This is a genomic window from Serinibacter arcticus (genome assembly GCF_004786095.1).
GTDB classification, from domain to species: Bacteria; Actinomycetota; Actinomycetes; order Actinomycetales; family Beutenbergiaceae; genus Litorihabitans; species Litorihabitans arcticus.
In genome coordinates this window covers 409785-427881 of sequence record NZ_RHPJ01000003.1, presented here as the reverse complement: position 1 = coordinate 427881, position 18097 = coordinate 409785, and the positions used below count along the sequence as shown (strand labels likewise).

The window sequence follows — 18097 nt, the reverse complement described above, 5'->3', positions numbered from 1 at the left end:
CGAGGGTCACATCAGCGGGGACGGGGGCGACGGCGGGGGCGCGTCACCGTCAGCCGGGGCGCTGCCGTGCCACTCCTGCAGCCTCTCCACGACGTCGGCGGCCTTGACGTCCAGGAACAGCGGGAGCTCCACCCGGTCGTCACCCACCTCGACGAAGGCTCGCGTCGACCATCGCTGTCGGGTCGGGTGGTCGCCGCGCACCGCGGTGATCTGCTCACGAGGGATGGAGCGCGTCCCGAACCGGCGTCGCAGCTCGAGCGCGTCGTCGATCGCCACGATCGCGTGAGTCCGCCAGCCACGGATCACCCAGAGGATCACGCCGGCCACGACGATCGAGGCCAGTGCCGCCAGGAGGCGGATCCACCACACCTCGTCCGGCGCGATGACGAGCGCACCGATCAGTCCCGCAGGGACGAACACCACGTCGCTCCAGTGGCGAGGCTTCGCGGCGACGACGACGGGCATCCGTCCACGGTAAGCGCGCTCCCCGGCCACCGCACCCGGCGAGAACGTCGCAGCTCGCGTATCGGCGTCGATACCGCGAGGAGGGACGTTCTCGGCGGAGGGGTGCGGGTGGGGGCAGCGGCGCCGCGGGGTGGGGGCGGCGGAGGGGCAGGCAGCTAGGCGGCCGGTGCGCCCGCGTGGCGGCGCTGCTGCTCCGCCCACAGCACCAGCAGCAGGACCATCCCGACGATCACCAGGATCGTTGCCTGCCACGGGTCGAACCGGAACAGCGCGACCTGCGTCACGAGCAGGTTCGTCGCGACGGCCCCGCGCAGCAGGTCGAGCGCACGACGGCGGGCGGGTGCTCCGCCGTCGGACCGCTGGGAGCGGAACGCGAGGAACCACAGCGCCCACGACCCGACGAGCGAGAGGCCGGAGACCACGACGAGGAACGCCACGCCGCTCTCGATCGCCGCGGACACGTCCGTGACGGCCACCACCACGGAGGCGAGGAGCATGACCGCCGTCCCCCACAGCGCGATCCGCCAGCCGTTGGTCTCGGAGACGACGCGGCGCGCGGCGGCGGCCGTCCGGTGCGTGAGGGTGCGGACCGGGTCGGGGAGCTCGTCGTCGTCGGCCGGGATGGCCTCGAGCAGCGCCCGGACCTCGTCGGCACCACGCACGGCACCGGCGGCACCGGATGAGCCGTCCGACCCGTCGGAGGCCCGCTCCAGCAGCTCGCCCGCGACCGCCCGCTGGCGGACGGACAGCCCACCCACGAGGCCGGTCACCGCGATGTCCGCGGCTGCGGCCACGTCCTCGGAGGGTGCGCGACGGCGTCGCGACGCCACCAGGTCCGCCGCCACCACGATGGCCACGACGCAGGCGTACATGATGGCGAACGCCGGCTCGTAGAAGTAGTCGTTGTCGTCGGTGAGGAACTTCCCGACCTCGTCGATGAACAGACCGAACCCGATACCGCCCACGAGCACCGCCGCCGGGCGTACCACCGGGCCGATGAACAGCAGCAGCATCACGAACGCCACCACCATCAGCGCGCCGCCCCACAGCACGTGGGCGATGTGCAGACCGTCGCCCCCGACCTGCGGGTAGCCGGTCGCGATGAGGAACAGGCGCGTGACGAGGATGGTCGCGAGCGTCAGCACCACGAACGTGATGACGTGCTCCATCGCGCGGTGGTCGCGCGGCAGGCCCCAGCGCAGGAGCGCGGCGGGACGCGTGCGGTCGTCCTTCCCGGACGTGTCCGACCTGCCCCCGCCGTCGCCCCTCGTCACCGCTTGCGCTTCTCGCGCACCCGGACGCTGATCTCGATGGGCGTGCCGACGAACCCGAACTCCTCGCGCAGGCGACGCTCGATGAACCGGCGGTAGCCGGCCTCGAGGAAGCCGGTCGCGAACAGCACGAACCGCGGCGGACGCGTGTCGGCCTGCGTGCCGAACAGGATGCGCGGCTGCTTGCCGGAGCGCACGGGGTGCGGCGTCGCGGCGGTGAGCTCGCCGAGGAACGCGTTGAGGCGGCCGGTCGGCACGCGCGTCTCCCAACCGTCGAGCGCGGAGTCGAGGTGCTTGCCGATGCGGTCCACGTGCCAGCGCGTCTTGGCGGACACGTTGACGCGCGGCGCCCACGGGATCTGCACGAGGCCCTGCTCGATCTCGCGCTCGAGGAACGGGCGGCGGTCCTCGTCCATCAGGTCCCACTTGTTGTAGGCGACCACGAGCGCGCGACCGGCGTCGATGACCTCCTGGATCACGCGGATGTCCTGCTCGGTGATCGTCTGGCTCGCGTCGATGAGGACGACGGCGACCTCCGCCTTCTCGATCGCGGCCTGCGTGCGCAGCGAGGCGTAGAAGTCGGCGCCCTGCGTCTGGTTCACGCGGCGGCGGATGCCCGCCGTGTCCACCAGGACCCACGGCTTGCCGTTGATCTGGACGAGCTCGTCGACCGGGTCGCGCGTCGTGCCGGCGACGTCGTCGACCACCACGCGCTCGTGGCCGATGATCGAGTTCAGGAGGCTGGACTTGCCCACGTTCGGCTTGCCGACCAGCGCCACGCGGTTGGGGCCACCCATCGGCACGCCGCCGACCGCGGAGACCTCGGGCAGCAGCAGCATCGCGGCGTCGAGCATGTCGCCGCTCCCCCGGCCGTGCAGGGCCGAGACGGGGTAGGGCTCGCCGAGACCGAGCGACCACAGCGTGGCGGCGTCGGCCTCGTCGCGCGGGCTGTCGACCTTGTTGGCCACGAGCAGCACGGGCTTGCCGGAGCGGCGCAGCACCTGGACGACCTTCTCGTCCGTGGCGGTCGGTCCGACGGTGGCGTCCACGACGAAGATGACGGCGTCGGCCAGCGACACCGCGACCTCGGCCTGGTCGGCCACGCGCGCGTTCAGGCCGCGGGCGTCGTGCTCCCAGCCGCCGGTGTCCACGAGGATGAACGGGCGTCCAGCCCAGTCGGCGCGGTAGCGCACGCGGTCGCGCGTCACACCGGGCGTGTCCTGCACGACGGCCTCGCGGCGACCGAGCACGCGATTGACCAGCGTGGACTTGCCGACGTTCGGGCGGCCGACGACGGCCAGCACCGGCAGCGCGGCGTCCGGGATCTCGTCGGCAGTCAGCTCGCGCACGCCCGACAGGACGGCGGCGTCCTCCTCGTCGAGCTCGTAGTCCTCCAGGCCGAGGCGCATGACCTCGGCCTGACGGATGTCGTCCTCGGTCTCGGCGAGGTCGATGACGATGGTCTCGTCGTCGTGGAGCTCGTCGCCGGCGGCCGGCTGATCGGGCGTGTTGAAGTCAGTCACCGACCCATCATCCCAGGTTGGTGACGCTCCCGATGCCGGAGCGCCGCCCAGGAGGGAGAAGTGACCGATCAGTCGTGCGCGTCGGCGTTCGGCAGGGTCACCCCGGTCCGGGCCTGCGCCCGTTCCAGCAGGTCCTGCATCGCTCGCTGGAGGGTCGCCATCGTGGTGGCGATCTCACGCCGCCCACCCCCGGCCGCGACCGGGATCGGCTCCCCGAACTCGACGTGCAGCCGCGTCCGCGGCGGCGGCACCCAGCCGCGGGGGCGTCCGGCGGGGCGTGTCCCGAGGACCGCGCACGGCACGATCGGCGCACCCGTGTGCACCGCGAGCCACGCGATCCCGGCACGGGCCGCCTGCACGTCGCCGCGGCCGCGGGTGCCCTCGGGGAACACGCCCACGCAGCGGTCCTCCTCCAGCAGCGCGCGTGCGACGGCGAGCGCGGGCCCGCCGCCGCTGCGGTCGACCGGGATCTGACCGGCCCAGTCCATGAGGAAGCCGAGCCGGGAGGTGAAGAACTCCTGCTTCACGAGGAAGTGGGAGGTGCGCGGGATCGCGCCGTGCACCAGCGGGCCGTCGACGACGCCCGTGTGGTTGGGCGCGATCAGCACGCGTCCCGTCGCGGGGACGTGCTCGGCGCCGACGACGTCGGTGCGCCACCAGACGTGGTCCAGGACCCGACCCACGTGCCGCGACCACGACGGTCCCCCGCGCCGCAGCACGTCGGGAGTGACCAGCGAACCCGACCGTCGCGCCCGTCGTCGATCGCCCCGCGGACCGGTCACGACCCGCGCTGCTCCGCGACGATCCTCTCCGCCGCCGCCAGCGTCTCCGCCAGCGACAGGTGGGAGGAGTCCAGGGTCACGACGCCGTCGGCCGCCGCGAGGAACTGCGACACGGTGGAGTCGTCGGCGTCGCGGCGCTCGATCTGGTCGCGCGTCGCCTCCAGCGCGCCGTCGTCGGCGCTGCCGTGCAGCTCCAGCGCGCGCCGGGCGAGGCGCGCCTCGGCGCGCGCGACCAGCAGGATGCGGACGTCGGCGTCGGGCGCGATGACGGTGGTGATGTCGCGTCCCTCCGCCACGATCCCGCGGCCCTCGCTCCACCCCTGCGGCGTGCCCTCGCGGGCGATGATGGCGCGCTGGCTCGCCTTCAGCTCGGCGCGCACGCCGAGGTTCGTGGCCACGCGGCTGACGTGCGTGGTGACCTCGGTCGTGCGGATGGCCGCGGTGACGTCGACGCCGTCGACCACCACCCCGGTCGCGTCGGGATCGAGGTCGAGCTCGAGCGGGAGGGTCGCGACGGCGTCGACCACGGCCGCGGCGTCGTCCAGGTCGATCCCGCGGTGGTGGCAGTACCAGGCGGCGGCGCGGAACATCGCCCCCGTGTCGAGGTAGCCGAGGCCGTGCACCCGCGCGAGGTGCCGGCCGACGGTGGACTTGCCCGAGCCCGAGGGCCCGTCGAGCGCGATGACCAGGCTCATGCCTGCACCACCCGCCAGCCGCGGGCGTCCAGACCCTCGGTGAGACGGTCGGCCGCCTCCGGGACGACGGACAGCGTCGTCATGCCGACGCGGTGCTGGGTGGCGTGCTCCATGGTGACGTCCTCGATGTTGACTCCCAGATCTCCGACGGTCGCGAACAGGCGACCGAGCTGGCCCTCGGAGTCCGGCACGAGCACCGTCACCTCCGCATAGGACCGACGTGCGCCGCCGTGCTTGCCCGGCACCCGCGAGACGCCGGCGTTGCCGCGCCGCACGGTGTCGCTCGCGGCGGCCATGGCGCCCGGCGTGAGCGGTCCCTGCTGCGCGGCGGCGTCCAGGGCGTGCACGAGCGTGGCGAGGTCCTCGCTCACCAGCCGCAGCTGGTCGCGCACCGGACCCGCGTTGCCGACGAGGATCGCGGCCCACAGCCGCGGATCGCTCGCGGCGATGCGCGTCACGTCGCGCAGCCCCTGACCGGCCAGTGCGAGCGCGCCGTCGTCGGCCTCGACCAGGCGGGCCGCCACGAGCGAGGACAGCACCTGGGGCACGTGCGAGACGAGCGCGACGGCGTCGTCGTGCTCCTGCGCGCCCATCTGCAGCGGGACGGAACCGAGGTCGATGGCGAGCGCACGCACCCGGGCGACGGCGCCCGGTGCGCTGCCCGCGTGCGGCACCACGACCCAGGGCCGGGAGGAGAACAGGTCCGCGTCGGCCGCGGCCGCGCCGGAGCGCTCGCGCCCGGCCATGGGGTGGCTGCCGACGTAGCGCGCGAGGTCGGCCGCGGTCAGCCCGCCCGCGTCCACCTTCGCCGTCAGCTCCGCGAGGATCACGGCCTTGACGCTCGCCACGTCGGTCACGACGGCGTCAGGGTGGTCGCGCAGCGCCTGCGCCACGACGTCGGAGGTCACGTCGGGCGGGACCGCGACGACGACGAGCTGCGGGGCCCGGGTCTCGAGGCCGCCGTCGTCCAGCAGCGCGCCGGCGCCGAGGTCGCGCGCCAGGGCGCGGGCCGACGGCGAGGTGTCCTGCAGGTGCACGGGCACGCCGCCGATGCTGAGCGCGAGACCGGCGCTGGTGCCGAGCAGACCCGAGCCGATCACGAGGACCGGCCCGGCGGTGCTGAGGGTCCCCGTCGTCGCCGTCCTCTCCGTCACAGCCCGACGACCTTCATCAGCTGGCCGAGCTCGGTGGAGACGATCGGACGCGTCTGGCCCGGCCGCAGCTGACCGAGGCGGATCGGGCCCATGGCGATGCGCGTCAGGCGCGTCACCGGGTGGCCGACCTCCTCCAGCATGCGGCGCACGATGCGGTTGCGTCCCTCGTGCAGCTGGATCTGGACCACGCTCGCGTCGTGGCGCTGCTGCAGCACGGTGAACCTGTCGGCCCTGGCCGGACCGTCCTCGAGCTCGACACCCTCGCGGAGCCGACGCGAGACGCCGCGCGCGACGTCGCCGCGCACCTCGGCAACGTAGGTCTTGGAGACCTCGTAGGAGGGGTGCGCGAGGCGGTGGGCGAGCTCGCCGTCGTTCGTCAGCAGCAGGAGCCCGTCGGTGTCGGAGTCCAGGCGGCCCACGTGGAACAGCCGCTTGCCGGTCGGCTCGACGTACGGCTCCAGGGTCGGGCGACCGCGGTCGTCGGACATCGCCGAGATCACCCCGAGCGGCTTGTTCAGCACCAGGGTCAGGTGGTGGTCGTCGAGCTGCACGCGCAGCCCGTCCACGTGCACGACGTCGCGCGTGGGGTCCACGCGGCGCCCCGGCTCCGTCACCACCTCGCCGTTGACGCTCACGCGACCGGCCGCGATCAGATCCTCGCTCACGCGCCGCGACCCGACCCCGGCGGCCGCCATCACCTTCTGCAGGCGGATGCCCTCGTCGTCCTCGTTCACCGCAGGTCCTCCACGTCGTCCAGCTCGTCCATGCCCGGCAGGTAGGGCGCCAGGGGCGGCAGCTCGTCCAGCGAGGCCAGCCCCATGCGCTCCAGGAAGTAGGTGGTGGTGCGGTACAGCGTGGCGCCGCCCTCGCCGTCGCGCCCCGCCTCCTCGATCAGCCCTCGCGTCACCAGGGTGCGCACCACGCCGTCGACGTTCACACCGCGGATCGCGGCGATCCGGCCGCGGCTGACGGGCTGGCGGTAGGAGACGACGGCGAGAGTCTCGAGCGACGCCTGCGTCAGACGCGCCGTCTGCCCGTCGAGCACGAGGTCGCGCACGAACGGCGCGAACGCGGCGGCCGAGTAGAGGCGCCACGCGCCGTCGACCTCGCGCAGCTCGTAGCCGCGGTCGGCGCCGCGGTAGGAGGCCGCCAGGTCGTGCAGGTGGTGGCGCGCTCGCTCGCGCGGGATGCCGAGGACCTGGGCGATCCGGGTCTCGCTGACGGGTTCGTCCACGACGGCGAGGATCGCCTCGATCGCGGCCTGCTCGCCGCCGGGGAGGTCGGCGGGATCGGGACGGGGCTCGACGCCGTCGTCGTCACTCATCCCTGGGGCCACCGGACGAGGTTACCCGGCCGGGCTCGGTCGGCTCCTCCCCGCCGACGGCGCCCGCCCCGACGGAGGCGGTCTCGTCGAAGTCCGAGGACACCTCGACCTCGCGCGCTCCCCCGAGCCACCGGATCGTCAGCTCGCCGAGCGAGGCCGGCTGCTCGAACGCGAGCACTCCCTCGCGGTAGAGGTCCAGCAGCGCCAGGAAGCGGCCGATGACGACGGCGGTCGAGCCGGCGTCGTCCGTCAGCGCCCGGAACGTGGTGACGGGGTGGCGCCGCAGCCGCGCGACGATCAGCGACGCCTGCTCGCGCACGCTCACGGCGGGGGCGTGCAGGTGGTCCAGTCGCACCTCGGGGGCCGGCCGGGGGGCGAGCGCCCTGGCCGCGATGCGCGCCAGGTCCTCCGGGCCGATGGCCAGCACGAGGTCGGGCAGGAGCTGGGCGAAGCGCGGTTCGAGCGAGACGTTGCGCGGGAACGAGCCCGCGCCGCGGTGCCACCGCTCCTCGATGTCGGCCCCGACGTCCTTGTAGGCGCGGTACTGCAGCAGCCGCGCGAACAGCAGGTCGCGCGCCTCGAGCAGCTCGAGGTCCTCGGGGTCCTCGGTCTCCAGGCCGGGCAGCAGGCGCGCGGTCTTGAGGTCCAGCAGCGTCGCGCCGATGATGAGGAACTCGCTGGCCTGCTCCAGCTCCCACACGTCCTGGGAGCGCAGGAACGCGATGAAGTCGTCGGTCACGACGGCGAGTGCGACCTCCGTGACGTCCATCCGGTGCTTCGCGATGAGCGAGAGCAGCAGGTCGAACGGTCCGGAGAAGTTGTCGAGGTTGACCTCGAAGGACGGCCGCGACGCGCGAACCGCCGGGGCGGCGTCAGGCGACGTCGCCACGGGCGACGAGCTCGCGCGCGAGCCGTCGGTACGCCTCGGCGCCCGGGTGCGACGGCGCGTAGGACGTGATCGGCTCGGTGGCCACGGACGCGTCGGGGAACTTGATGGTCCGGCCGATGATCGTGGTGAAGACGTCGTCCCCGAACGCCTCGCGCACGCGGGCGAGGACCTCGCGCGAGTGGAGCGTGCGGCCGTCGTACATGGTCGCCAGGATGCCGTCGGTCCGCAGCCGGGGGTTGAGGCGGTCGCGGACCTTCTCGATCGTCTCCAGCAGGAGCGCGACGCCGCGGAGCGCGAAGAACTCGGTCTCCAGCGGCACGATCACGCCGTGCGCGGCGGTCAGCGCGTTCACGGTCAGGAGGCCGAGGGACGGCTGGCAGTCGACCAGCACGACGTCGTAGTCGTCCATGATCGGGCGCAGCACCCGGGTCAGGGCCTGCTCGCGGCCGACCTCGTTGACGAGCTGCAGCTCGGCGGCCGACAGGTCGATGTTGGCGGGGACGAGGTCGAGGTTCGGCACCGCGGTCGCCTGGACGATCGTGCGGACGTCCACGCGGGAGTCCATCAGGGCCGTGTAGATCGTGCTGTCCAGCTCGTGCGCGGGGATGCCGAGCCCGGCGGACGCGGCCCCCTGGGGGTCGAAGTCGACCAGGAGGACCTTGCGGCCGTACTCGGCGAGCGCGGCACCGAGGTTGATCGTGGTGGTGGTCTTGCCGACCCCACCCTTCTGGTTGCACATCGCGATGATGCGCGCCGGACCGTGCGACGGCAGCGGCGCAGGGACCGGGAAGTCCTGCGCGTCGGGGGTGTCGACGTCGAGGGTCGGCTGAACATCACTCACGGCCCCACCGTATCGCGCGGTCGATCCACCGTCGGTGACGGCCGCGCCGCTACCTTGTCCTCATGGATCTCGCCGTGTCACTGACCCCCGACCTCCTGGTCGCCTTCCTCACGCTGTTCGTGCTCGAGCTGGTGCTCGGCGTCGACAACGTCATCTTCATCTCGATCCTCGCCAGCAAGCTGCCCGTCGAGCAGCAGGCCAAGGCCCGCAACCTCGGACTCTCCCTCGCGATGGTGATGCGGGTCGGCCTGGTGTTCGCCGCCTCGTGGGTCATCTCGCTCAAGGACGACCTGTTCACCGTCGGCTCGATGGGCTTCTCCGGACGCGACCTGATCCTGATCGTCGGCGGTGGCTTCCTCATCTACAAGGCGGCCCACGAGATCCACGAGAAGATGGAGGGCACCGAGTCCGGCCACGGCGGCTCGAAGGCCGCCACCGCCACGTTCGGCGCGATCCTCGTGCAGATCCTGCTGATGGACCTGGTGTTCTCGTTCGACTCGGTCATCACCGCGGTCGGCATGGTCGACGAGCTGCTCGTCATCATCGTCGCGGTGGTGCTGTCGTTCGGCATCATGCTGGTGGCCGCGAAGCACATCTTCACGTTCGTCAACAAGCACCCGTCGGTGAAGATCCTCGCGCTCGCGTTCCTGCTCCTCATCGGCGCCTTCCTGGTCGCCGACGGCTTCGGCTACAAGGCCGACAAGGCGCTCATCTACGGCCCGATGGCGTTCGCGATCCTCGTCGAGGCGTTCAACATGGCCTACCGCAAGCGTCAGCGCGCAGCGAACGGCGAGGGTGGGACGACCGCCGTCGACCTGCGTCAGTCCCGCCGACGCGCCGACGACGGCGACGCCGTGGCCGCAGCCTCGACCGACAACGCCGGCGCCGTGACGATCTCGCGGAAGCCGATCACCGCCCCGAAGGACTGACCCCGCCGGGATCCGCCGCTCAGCCGAGCGCGCGGGGGTGCGCGGCCGCATACACCTCGCGCAGCGTGGCGACGGTGACGTGCGTGTACAGCTGCGTCGTGGTGACCGACGCGTGGCCCAGCAGCTCCTGCACCACGCGGACGTCCGCGCCGCCCGCCAGCAGGTGGGTGGCGAAGGAGTGGCGCAGCGTGTGCGGGGAGACCTGGACGTCCAGGCGGGCGCGCGTGGCGGCGTCCTGCAGCACGGCCCACGCGCTCTGGCGCGACAGCGGCGCCCCGCGCTGACCGAGGAACAGGGCCGCTCCCCCGCGACCCCGCGCGGCCAGCACCGGCCTGGCCCGGACGAGGTAGGCACCCAGGGCGCGCACGGCGTGCGAGCCCAGCGGCACGATCCGCTCCCGCCGACCCTTGCCGAAGACCCGCACCAGCGGCGTCGCGGCGTCCAGGTCGACGTCGTCGACGGCGAGCGAGACCGCCTCCGTGATGCGGGCACCGGTCGAGTACAGCAGCTCCAGCAGCGCGCGGTCGCGCAGCCCGGCCGGACCCTCGTCGGCGCTGGCGGCCTCGAGCAGCGCCTCGACCTCAGCCACGCTGATGGCCTTGGGCAGGCGCTTGGTCGACGACGGCGGCCGCACCTCCGAGGCGGGGTCCGCCTCGGCGCGACCCTCCAGCACGGCGAACCGGTGGAAGCCGCGCACGGCGACGACGGCGCGCCCCGTGGACGCTGGTGAGAGTGCCGATCCGCCGTCGGCGCCCGTGCGCAGCACCTCGACGTACTCGGCGACGTCGTGCGGACCCACCGCGCGCAGGTCGTCCCGGCCGCGCGAGGCGAGGTAGGTGGTGTAGCGCGTCAGATCGCGACGGTAGGCGTTCGCGGTGTGGTCGCTGACGCCGCGCTCGACCGTGAGGTGGGCCAGGTAGTCGCCGAGGAACTCGGCGAAGGGACCGTCGGCCGCACCGGACGTGGACCGGGGCGGGACGGCGCGCTCCGACGGCGCGGGCGGGTCGTTCTCGGGCGCTGGTGCGCCGGTCACCACGGGAGGAACGGGTCGACGGCGACCGCCGCGAACACGATCGTCAGGTACGTGATGGAGCCGTGGAAGACCTTCATGGCCGGGCCCCGCGAGGCCACACCGCGACGCTCGGGGTCGATCGCGATCCGGTACAGGCGCACGCACGAGGCCGTGAACCAGATGCCGGCCACGGACGCCGCGACGATGTACGCCCAGCCCATGCCGGCGACCGGGATCAGCGCGAGCGAGCACAGCACCATGGCCACGGCGTAGGCGACCATCTCACCGGCCACGCGCCGCTCGCCGGCCACGACGGGCAGCATCGGCACGCCGGCGGCGGCGTAGTCGTCCTTGAAGCGCATCGACAGCGGCCAGTAGTGCGGCGGCGTCCACAGGAAGATGATCCCGAACAGGATGAGGGCGGCCCACTCCAGGCCACCGGTGACGGCGGACCAGCCGATCAGCACCGGCATGCAGCCCGCGGCGCCGCCCCACACGATGTTCTGCGACGTGCGCCGCTTGAGGATCATCGTGTAGCCGACGACGTAGATGAGGATCGCACCGAGCGTCAGCAGCGCAGCGGCGACGTTGACCACCAGCGCGAACCACGCGATCGAGGCGACGCCGAGCACGGTGCCGAAGACCAGGGCCTGGCGCGGCGTGACCTCACCGGTCACGAGCGGGCGTCGCTTGGTGCGACCCATGACGGCGTCGATGTCGCGGTCGATGTAGCAGTTGAGCACGTTGGCCGATCCGGCCGCCGCGGCACCGCCGACGAGCGTGGCCAGGATGAGCCAGATCGGGGGGAGCCCGCGCTGGGCGAGGATCATCGTCGGAACCGTGGTGACCAGGAGGAGCTCGATCACGCGCGGCTTCGTCAGCGAGACGTAGGCGCCGAGGGTGCGGCGCCAGCCGGAGCGCTCGGGAGCGGGCTTCGGCGCCGTCGCAGAAGTCTCGGAGGAACCGCCGGGGACGGCGTCCGCCTGCGGGGTCGACGGCGTCACGAGACGTCCCGGACGCGAGTCGGTCGAGGCCACGCCGTTGTCCTTCCCCTGGAATCAGTGGTCCCTCCATCGTAGGGCAGTCGCGGCGACGGTCCGACGGTTGAACGGGGACGGGCGGTGTCGGATCGCGCACACGGCGGGAGCGTTCGCATGCTGACCCGCGCCCGCCGCGTCCCCGCCCGCCGCAGTAGGGTCGGAACGTGCCCGAGGGCTCCTCCGCGCCCGCGAGAGGCCCCCACGCATCGAACCGAAGGAGCTCACGTGAACGCACCTGCCCCCCGCGCGACCACACTGGGGTGGACCGACCTGGACGTGGCGGCGGTGTCGACCGCGAAGGCGCTGGCCGCCGACGCCGTGGAGAAGGTCGGTAACGGACACCCGGGAACGGCGATCAGCCTCGCCCCGGCCGCCTACCTGCTCTACCAGAACGTGCTGCGGCACGACCCCAAGGACACCCACTGGCTCGGCCGTGACCGGTTCGTGCTGTCGGCCGGGCACTCGAGCCTGACGCAGTACATCCAGCTCTACCTGGGCGGCTTCGGCCTGGAGCTGGCCGACCTCGAGGCGCTGCGGACGTGGGGCTCGAAGACGCCCGGCCACCCGGAGTTCCGGCACACCGACGGCGTCGAGATCACCACGGGCCCGCTGGGCACCGGACTCGCCTCGGCCGTGGGCATGGCGATGTCGGCCCGTCGCGAGCGCGGTCTGCTGGACCCCGACGCCCCCGCCGGCACCAGCCCGTTCGACCACTACATCTTCACGATCGCCGGTGACGGCTGCCTGCAGGAGGGCGTCTCCTCCGAGGCCTCCTCGCTCGCCGGCACGCAGGAGCTCGGCAACCTCATCCTGATCTGGGACGACAACCGGATCAGCATCGAGGGCGACACCGAGATCTCCTTCACCGAGGACGTCCTGGCCCGCTACGCCGCGTACGGCTGGCACACGCAGCGCGTGGACTGGACCAACGGCGGCACCGAGTACCTCGAGGACGTCGACGCGCTGCACGCCGCGATCGAGGCCGCCAAGGCAGAGACCACGCGTCCGTCGATCATCGACCTGCGCACCGTGATGGCGTGGCCCTCCCCGACCAAGCAGGGCTCGCACGACGCGCACGGCAACAAGCTCGGCGGCGAGGAGATCGCCGGCCTGAAGGAGGCCCTCGGCCTCGACCCCGCCGCGAGCTTCGACGTCGCCCCCGAGGTCCTGGCCCACACGCGCTCCCTCGCGGACCGCGCCGCCGCCGACAAGGCCGAGTGGGACAAGGGCTACCAGTCCTGGCGCACCGCCAACCCGGACCGCGCCGCCCTGCTCGACCGCCTCGTCGCCCGGGAGCTCCCGGCCGACCTCGCCGCCGGCCTGCCGACGTTCGAGGCCGGCACGTCGCTCGCCACCCGCGCCGCCTCCGGCAAGGTCCTGGCCGCGCTGGCCGACCCGCTGCCCGAGCTGTGGGGCGGCAGCGCCGACCTCGCCGGCTCGAACAACACGACGATGGCCGGTGAGCCGTCGTTCTTCCCGGCCCACCGCTCCACGCACGAGTTCTCGGGCAACCCGTTCGGGCGCACGCTGCACTTCGGCATCCGCGAGCACGGCATGGGCGCGATCCTCAACGGCATCGCGCTGCACGGTCTGACGCGTCCGTACGGCGGCACGTTCCTGACGTTCTCCGACTTCATGCGCGGCACGGTGCGCCTCTCGGCGATCATGGGCGTCGGCGTCACCTACGTGTGGACGCACGACTCCATCGGCGTCGGCGAGGACGGTCCGACCCACCAGCCGATCGAGCACCTCGCCGCCCTGCGCGCGATGCCGGGCCTGGCGGTCGTGCGGCCCGCCGACGCCAACGAGACCGCCGCGGCCTGGGTCGCGGTCCTCGAGCGCGACGCCCCGGCAGGCCTGATCCTGTCCCGCCAGAACCTGCCCGTCGTGCCGCGCGGCACGGACGGCTACGCCGAGGTCCAGGTCGACCGCGGCGCCTACGTGCTGCTCGAGGGGTCGACCGGCACGCCGGACGTCATCCTCGTCGGCACCGGCTCCGAGGTGCAGCTGGCCGTCGCGGCCCGCGAGCAGCTCGAGGCCCAGGGCATCAGCACGCGCGTCGTCTCGGCGCCGTGCCTGGAGTGGTTCGCCGAGCAGGACGCGGACTACCAGGAGCAGGTGCTCCCCCGCCGGGTGCGCGCCCGCGTGAGCATCGAGGCCGGCATCGCGATGCCGTGGGCCAAGGTGGTCGGCGACGCCGGCCGCAGCATCTCGATCGAGCACTACGGTGCCTCGGCCGACGCCGTCACCCTGTTCCGCGAGTTCGGCTTCACGCCCGAGGCCGTCGTCTCGGCAGCGCAGGAGTCGATCGCGGCCGCACGGTCCGACGACGCCCCCGGGCCCGCCGCGCCGTCGGGCTCCTCGGGCACCGGGGACCAGGGCGGTCACTGACCAGCAGGTCACGGACCGCACGACCTGAACGACCAGCACCAACAGCACCACCGGCACCACCGTTCGACACCGGCACCCGGCCGCCTCGCGGCCGGGTGCCGGTGGCAGGGCACGTCCCACCCTCGAGACCCAGGAGACACGTCATGAGTGCCGACAACCTCGCCCGCATCGTGGAGTCCGGGGTCTCGCCCTGGCTCGACGACCTCTCCCGCGCCCGTCTGCGCTCCGGCAGCCTCGCCGAGCTCGTCCAGGCCGGTCACGTCCTCGGCGTCACGACGAACCCGACGATCTTCGACAAGGCGATCGCCGACGGCGAGGCCTACGACGAGGCGGTGCGCGCCCTGGCCGCAGCCGGCGCCGACACCGAGACGGCCGTCCGCACGCTGACGACCGACGACGTGCGCGAGGCCGCCGACCTGTTCGCGCGCCTCCTGCCCGGCCCGCCGCACGGCGACGGCCGCGTCTCCATCGAGGTCGACCCGCGCCTGGCGCACGACACCGACGGCACGATCGCGCAGGCGCGCGAGCTGTGGCGCATCGTCGACCGCCCCAACGTCTACATCAAGATCCCGGCGACGCCGGAGGGCCTGCTCGCGATCACCGAGGCGATCGCCGAGGGCATCAGCGTCAACGCCACGCTCATCTTCTCGGTCGACACCTACCGCGCCGTCGCGACCGCCTACGTGGACGGTCTCGAGCGCGCCGTCGCCGCGGGGGTGGACCTCGCCCCCATCGCCTCGGTCGCCTCGGTCTTCCTCTCCCGCATCGACGCCAAGGTGGACCCCGTCCTGGACGAGATCGGCACGCCCGAGGCCGCCGAGCTGCGCGGTACGGCCGCCATCGCCGGCGCCCGGGCCTCCTACGCCGCCTTCCAGGAGATCTTCTCCTCGCCTCGCTGGACGGACCTGGCTGCCGCCGGCGCCCACGTGCAGCGCCCGCTGTGGGCCTCGACCGGCGTCAAGGACCCGACCTTCGCGGACACGCGCTACGTGGACGAGCTGCTCGCGCCCGACGTCGTCAACACGATGCCCGAGAAGACGCTGCAGGCCGCGATCGACCACGCCCGGCTCCCCGAGGGCTCCGGCCCGGTGGACACGGTGACGCCGCACGTCGACCTGGCCCAGGAACAGCTCGCGGGGCTGCTGCGTCTCGGCGTCCCGTACGAGCAGCTGCTCGCCGAGCTGACGAGCGAGGGCGTCGCCTCGTTCATCGCCAGCTGGGAGAACCTGCTCGAGACCGTCACCACCTCCCTGTCGAACGCGAGGACTGCATGAGCAACCGCACGATCTCGGCGGGCAACAACCCGCTGCGCCACTCCGAGGACCGGCGCCTGCCGCGCATCGCCGGCCCGAGCGGTCTGGTGATCTTCGGCGTCACGGGCGACCTGGCGCGCAAGAAGCTGCTGCCGGCCGTCTACGACCTCGCCAACCGCGGCCTGCTGCCCCCCGGCTTCGGCCTGACGGGCTTCGCGCGCCGCGACTGGAACGCCGAGCACTTCGCCGAGATCACGAAGGAGGCCGTGCAGAAGCACGCCAGGACACCCTTCCGCGAGCGGGTGTGGAAGCAGCTCGAGCAGGGCATCCGCTTCGTCCAGGGCGAGTTCGACGACGACGACGCGTTCGACCGGCTGGCCGCGACGGTCGCCGAGCTCGACGCCGAGCGCGGTACGGGCGGCAACCACGCCTTCTACCTCTCGGTCCCGCCCGGGGCGTTCCCGATCGTGTGCAAGCAGCTCGCGCGCTCCGGCCTCTCGCAGAGCGAGGACGACGCCTGGCGCCGCGTGGTCATCGAGAAGCCGTTCGGCCACGACCTCCGCTCGGCGCTCGAGCTGCAGGAGGTCGTGGAGTCGGTCTTCCCCGGCGACTCGGTCTTCCGCATCGACCACTACCTGGGCAAGGAGACGGTGCAGAACCTCCTCGCGCTGCGCTTCGCCAACCAGATGTACGAGCCGATCTGGAACAACCACTACGTCGACCACGTGCAGATCACGATGGCCGAGGACATCGGCATCGGATCGCGCGCCGGGTACTACGACGGGATCGGCGCGGCCCGCGACGTCATCCAGAACCACCTCCTCCAGCTGCTCGCGCTCACCGCGATGGAGGAGCCCGTCTCGTTCGAGGCCAGCGCGCTGCGCGCCGAGAAGGAGAAGGTCCTCTCCGCCGTCCGACTCCCCCGCAACCTGGGCAAGCACTCGGCCCGCGGCCAGTACGGCTCCGGCTGGCAGGGCGGCGAGAAGGTCCTGGGCTTCCACGACGAGGACGGCATCCCGCCCGAGTCCGTCACGGACACCTACGCCGCGATCAAGGTCGACATCGACACGCGCCGCTGGGCGGGTGTCCCGTTCTACCTGCGCACGGGCAAGCGCCTCGGCCGCCGTGTGACCGAGATCGCCGTCGTCTTCAAGCGCGCCCCGCACCTGCCGTTCGCGCTGCCGGACACCGAGGAGCTCGGCTCCAACGCGCTCGTCATCCGCGTGCAGCCCGACGAGGGCGTCACCGTCCGGTTCGGCGCGAAGGTGCCGGGGACGGCGATGGAGGTCCGCGACGTCACGATGGACTTCGGCTACGGCCACGCGTTCACGGAGAACTCCCCCGAGGCGTACGAGCGCCTCATCCTGGACGTCCTGCTCGGCGACCCGCCGCTCTTCCCGCACAGCAAGGAGGTCGAGCTGTCCTGGCGCGTGCTCGACCCGATCCTCGAGTACTGGGCCACGCACGGCACGCCGGACACCTACCGGCCCGGCACCTGGGGCCCCCAGAGCGCCGACGACATGATGAGACGCGACGGACGAGCCTGGAGGCGGCCATGATCATCACCCTCAACTCGACCACGTCCTCGCAGATCGCGGCACGACTGGTGCGCCTCCGCGAGGAGGGCGGCGCCGTCGCGCTGGGCCGGGTGCTCACCCTGATCGTGAGCACGCCGCCCGAGCACGTCGAGCGCGCCGTGGACGCCGCGAACGACGCGAGCCGCGAGCACCCGTGCCGCGTGCTCGTCGTCAGCCCGAGCGCCGACGGCGACGGTGACGACGGCCTGGACGCCGAGATCCGCGTCGGGGGTGACGCCGGGGCGAGCGAGGTCATCGTGCTGCGTCCGCGCGGCGAGGCCCGGACCGAGCTCGACTCGCTCGTGATGCCGCTGCTGCTGCCCGACGCCCCGATCGTCACGTGGTGGCCCGCGACGCCGCCCGCCAGCCCCTCGACCGACCAGCTCGGCGCCATGGCGCAGCGTCGGATCACCGACGCCCTCGAGTGCCCCGCCCCCGGGGACGTGCTCGCGGGTCTGGGTGAGGGCTACCGGCCCGGGGACACCGACCTCGCGTGGGCCAGGGTGACGCTCTGGCGCGGACTCATCGCCGCCGCCCTCGACGAGCCGCCGTTCACGCCGTTGACGGCGGTCACGGTGCGCGGCAACACCCAGCACCCCTCGCTGCTGCTGCTCGCCGCGTGGCTGCGGCAGAGCCTCGGGATCCCGGTGAACCTGGAGCACGACGACGCCCCCGCGATCACCGGTGTCACGCTGCACCGCGCCAACGGCGACGTCGTCATGGAGCGGCCCGTGGACTCCACCATCCTGCGGATCTCCGAGCCCTCCGGCGTCAGCCACCGGGTCTCGCTGCCGCTGCGCACGCTCTCGGACAGCCTCATCGAGGACCTGCGCCGCCTCGACCCCGACGACGTGTACGGCAAGGTGCTGACGAAGGCGCTGCCCGCGCTGCGCGAGGCCACCTCGGCCTGAGGACGACGACGGCCGCCGCCCCCTGAGGGGCGGCGGCCGT

Annotated in this window: 17 protein-coding genes; 5 read left to right on the top strand and 12 right to left on the bottom strand. The window is 72.9% G+C overall.

Annotation, left to right across the window (positions count from 1 at the left end):
- Positions 1-6 precede the first annotated feature (6 nt).
- From SERN_RS11010 to SERN_RS10965, 10 genes are all read right to left on the bottom strand, one after another.
- Positions 7-465 carry a YdbT family protein gene (locus tag SERN_RS11010; protein ID WP_135850167.1) on the bottom strand — a complete coding sequence of 153 codons (459 nt, stop codon included), beginning with the start codon at positions 463-465 and terminating at the stop codon, positions 7-9.
- Positions 466-620: 155 nt separating this feature from the next.
- On the bottom strand, positions 621-1739 hold the full coding sequence (locus SERN_RS11005) for a hypothetical protein (RefSeq protein WP_135850166.1): 1119 nt from the start codon (positions 1737-1739) through the stop codon (positions 621-623).
- The gene (gene der / locus SERN_RS11000) at positions 1736-3145 is read right to left on the bottom strand and encodes a ribosome biogenesis GTPase Der (protein ID WP_135850525.1); all 1410 of its coding nucleotides are present in this window, start codon (positions 3143-3145) and stop codon (positions 1736-1738) included. Before der ends, SERN_RS11005 begins: the two co-directional genes overlap by 4 nt.
- A 182-nt stretch (positions 3146-3327) precedes the next feature.
- Entirely contained in the window at positions 3328-4041 is a 714-nt protein-coding gene (locus SERN_RS10995) for a lysophospholipid acyltransferase family protein (protein ID WP_233251625.1), read from the bottom strand.
- Complete coding sequence (cmk, locus tag SERN_RS10990; RefSeq protein WP_135850165.1) at positions 4038-4736, bottom strand: (d)CMP kinase; 699 nt, start codon at positions 4734-4736, stop codon at positions 4038-4040. Before cmk ends, SERN_RS10995 begins: the two co-directional genes overlap by 4 nt.
- Positions 4733-5890, bottom strand: coding sequence for a prephenate dehydrogenase (locus tag SERN_RS10985; protein ID WP_135850164.1), 1158 nt, complete (start codon positions 5888-5890; stop codon positions 4733-4735). The genes cmk and SERN_RS10985 overlap by 4 nt, the downstream gene beginning before the upstream one ends.
- Positions 5887-6624 (bottom strand): pseudouridine synthase, encoded by a 738-nt coding sequence (locus SERN_RS10980; RefSeq protein ID WP_233251624.1) that lies wholly within the window; start codon positions 6622-6624, stop codon positions 5887-5889. Before SERN_RS10980 ends, SERN_RS10985 begins: the two co-directional genes overlap by 4 nt.
- Complete coding sequence (scpB, locus tag SERN_RS10975; RefSeq protein ID WP_135850163.1) at positions 6621-7214, bottom strand: SMC-Scp complex subunit ScpB; 594 nt, start codon at positions 7212-7214, stop codon at positions 6621-6623. Before scpB ends, SERN_RS10980 begins: the two co-directional genes overlap by 4 nt.
- Positions 7207-8103 (bottom strand): segregation and condensation protein A, encoded by an 897-nt coding sequence (locus SERN_RS10970; RefSeq protein ID WP_135850162.1) that lies wholly within the window; start codon positions 8101-8103, stop codon positions 7207-7209. Before SERN_RS10970 ends, scpB begins: the two co-directional genes overlap by 8 nt.
- Complete coding sequence (locus tag SERN_RS10965; protein WP_135850161.1) at positions 8087-8944, bottom strand: ParA family protein; 858 nt, start codon at positions 8942-8944, stop codon at positions 8087-8089. Before SERN_RS10965 ends, SERN_RS10970 begins: the two co-directional genes overlap by 17 nt.
- Positions 8945-9018: 74 nt before the next feature.
- Here SERN_RS10965 and SERN_RS10960 point away from each other — a divergent pair, with 74 nt between their 5' ends.
- Positions 9019-9873, top strand: coding sequence for a TerC family protein (locus tag SERN_RS10960; RefSeq protein ID WP_233251623.1), 855 nt, complete (start codon positions 9019-9021; stop codon positions 9871-9873).
- A 19-nt stretch (positions 9874-9892) separates the two neighbouring features.
- On the opposite strand, the gene xerD is transcribed toward SERN_RS10960, so the two are convergent.
- Both xerD and SERN_RS10950 read right to left on the bottom strand, forming a co-directional pair.
- Positions 9893-10909, bottom strand: coding sequence for a site-specific tyrosine recombinase XerD (gene xerD, locus SERN_RS10955; protein WP_408640868.1), 1017 nt, complete (start codon positions 10907-10909; stop codon positions 9893-9895).
- Complete coding sequence (locus tag SERN_RS10950; protein WP_269846139.1) at positions 10903-11922, bottom strand: heme o synthase; 1020 nt, start codon at positions 11920-11922, stop codon at positions 10903-10905. Before SERN_RS10950 ends, xerD begins: the two co-directional genes overlap by 7 nt.
- A gap of 228 nt (positions 11923-12150) precedes the next feature.
- Between SERN_RS10950 and tkt the strand changes: the two genes are divergently transcribed.
- The 4 genes from tkt (at position 12151) to SERN_RS10930 (ending at position 18057) form a co-directional block, all read left to right on the top strand.
- A complete protein-coding gene (gene tkt, locus SERN_RS10945; RefSeq protein ID WP_199241596.1) occupies positions 12151-14316 on the top strand; it encodes a transketolase in 2166 nt (721 codons plus the stop codon).
- A 143-nt stretch (positions 14317-14459) separates the two neighbouring features.
- Entirely contained in the window at positions 14460-15590 is a 1131-nt protein-coding gene (gene tal, locus SERN_RS10940; protein WP_135850157.1) for a transaldolase, read from the top strand.
- Entirely contained in the window at positions 15587-17128 is a 1542-nt protein-coding gene (gene zwf, locus SERN_RS10935; RefSeq protein WP_135850156.1) for a glucose-6-phosphate dehydrogenase, read from the top strand. Before tal ends, zwf begins: the two co-directional genes overlap by 4 nt.
- Complete coding sequence (locus SERN_RS10930) at positions 17125-18057, top strand: glucose-6-phosphate dehydrogenase assembly protein OpcA (RefSeq protein ID WP_135850155.1); 933 nt, start codon at positions 17125-17127, stop codon at positions 18055-18057. Before zwf ends, SERN_RS10930 begins: the two co-directional genes overlap by 4 nt.
- Positions 18058-18097 lie beyond the last annotated feature (40 nt).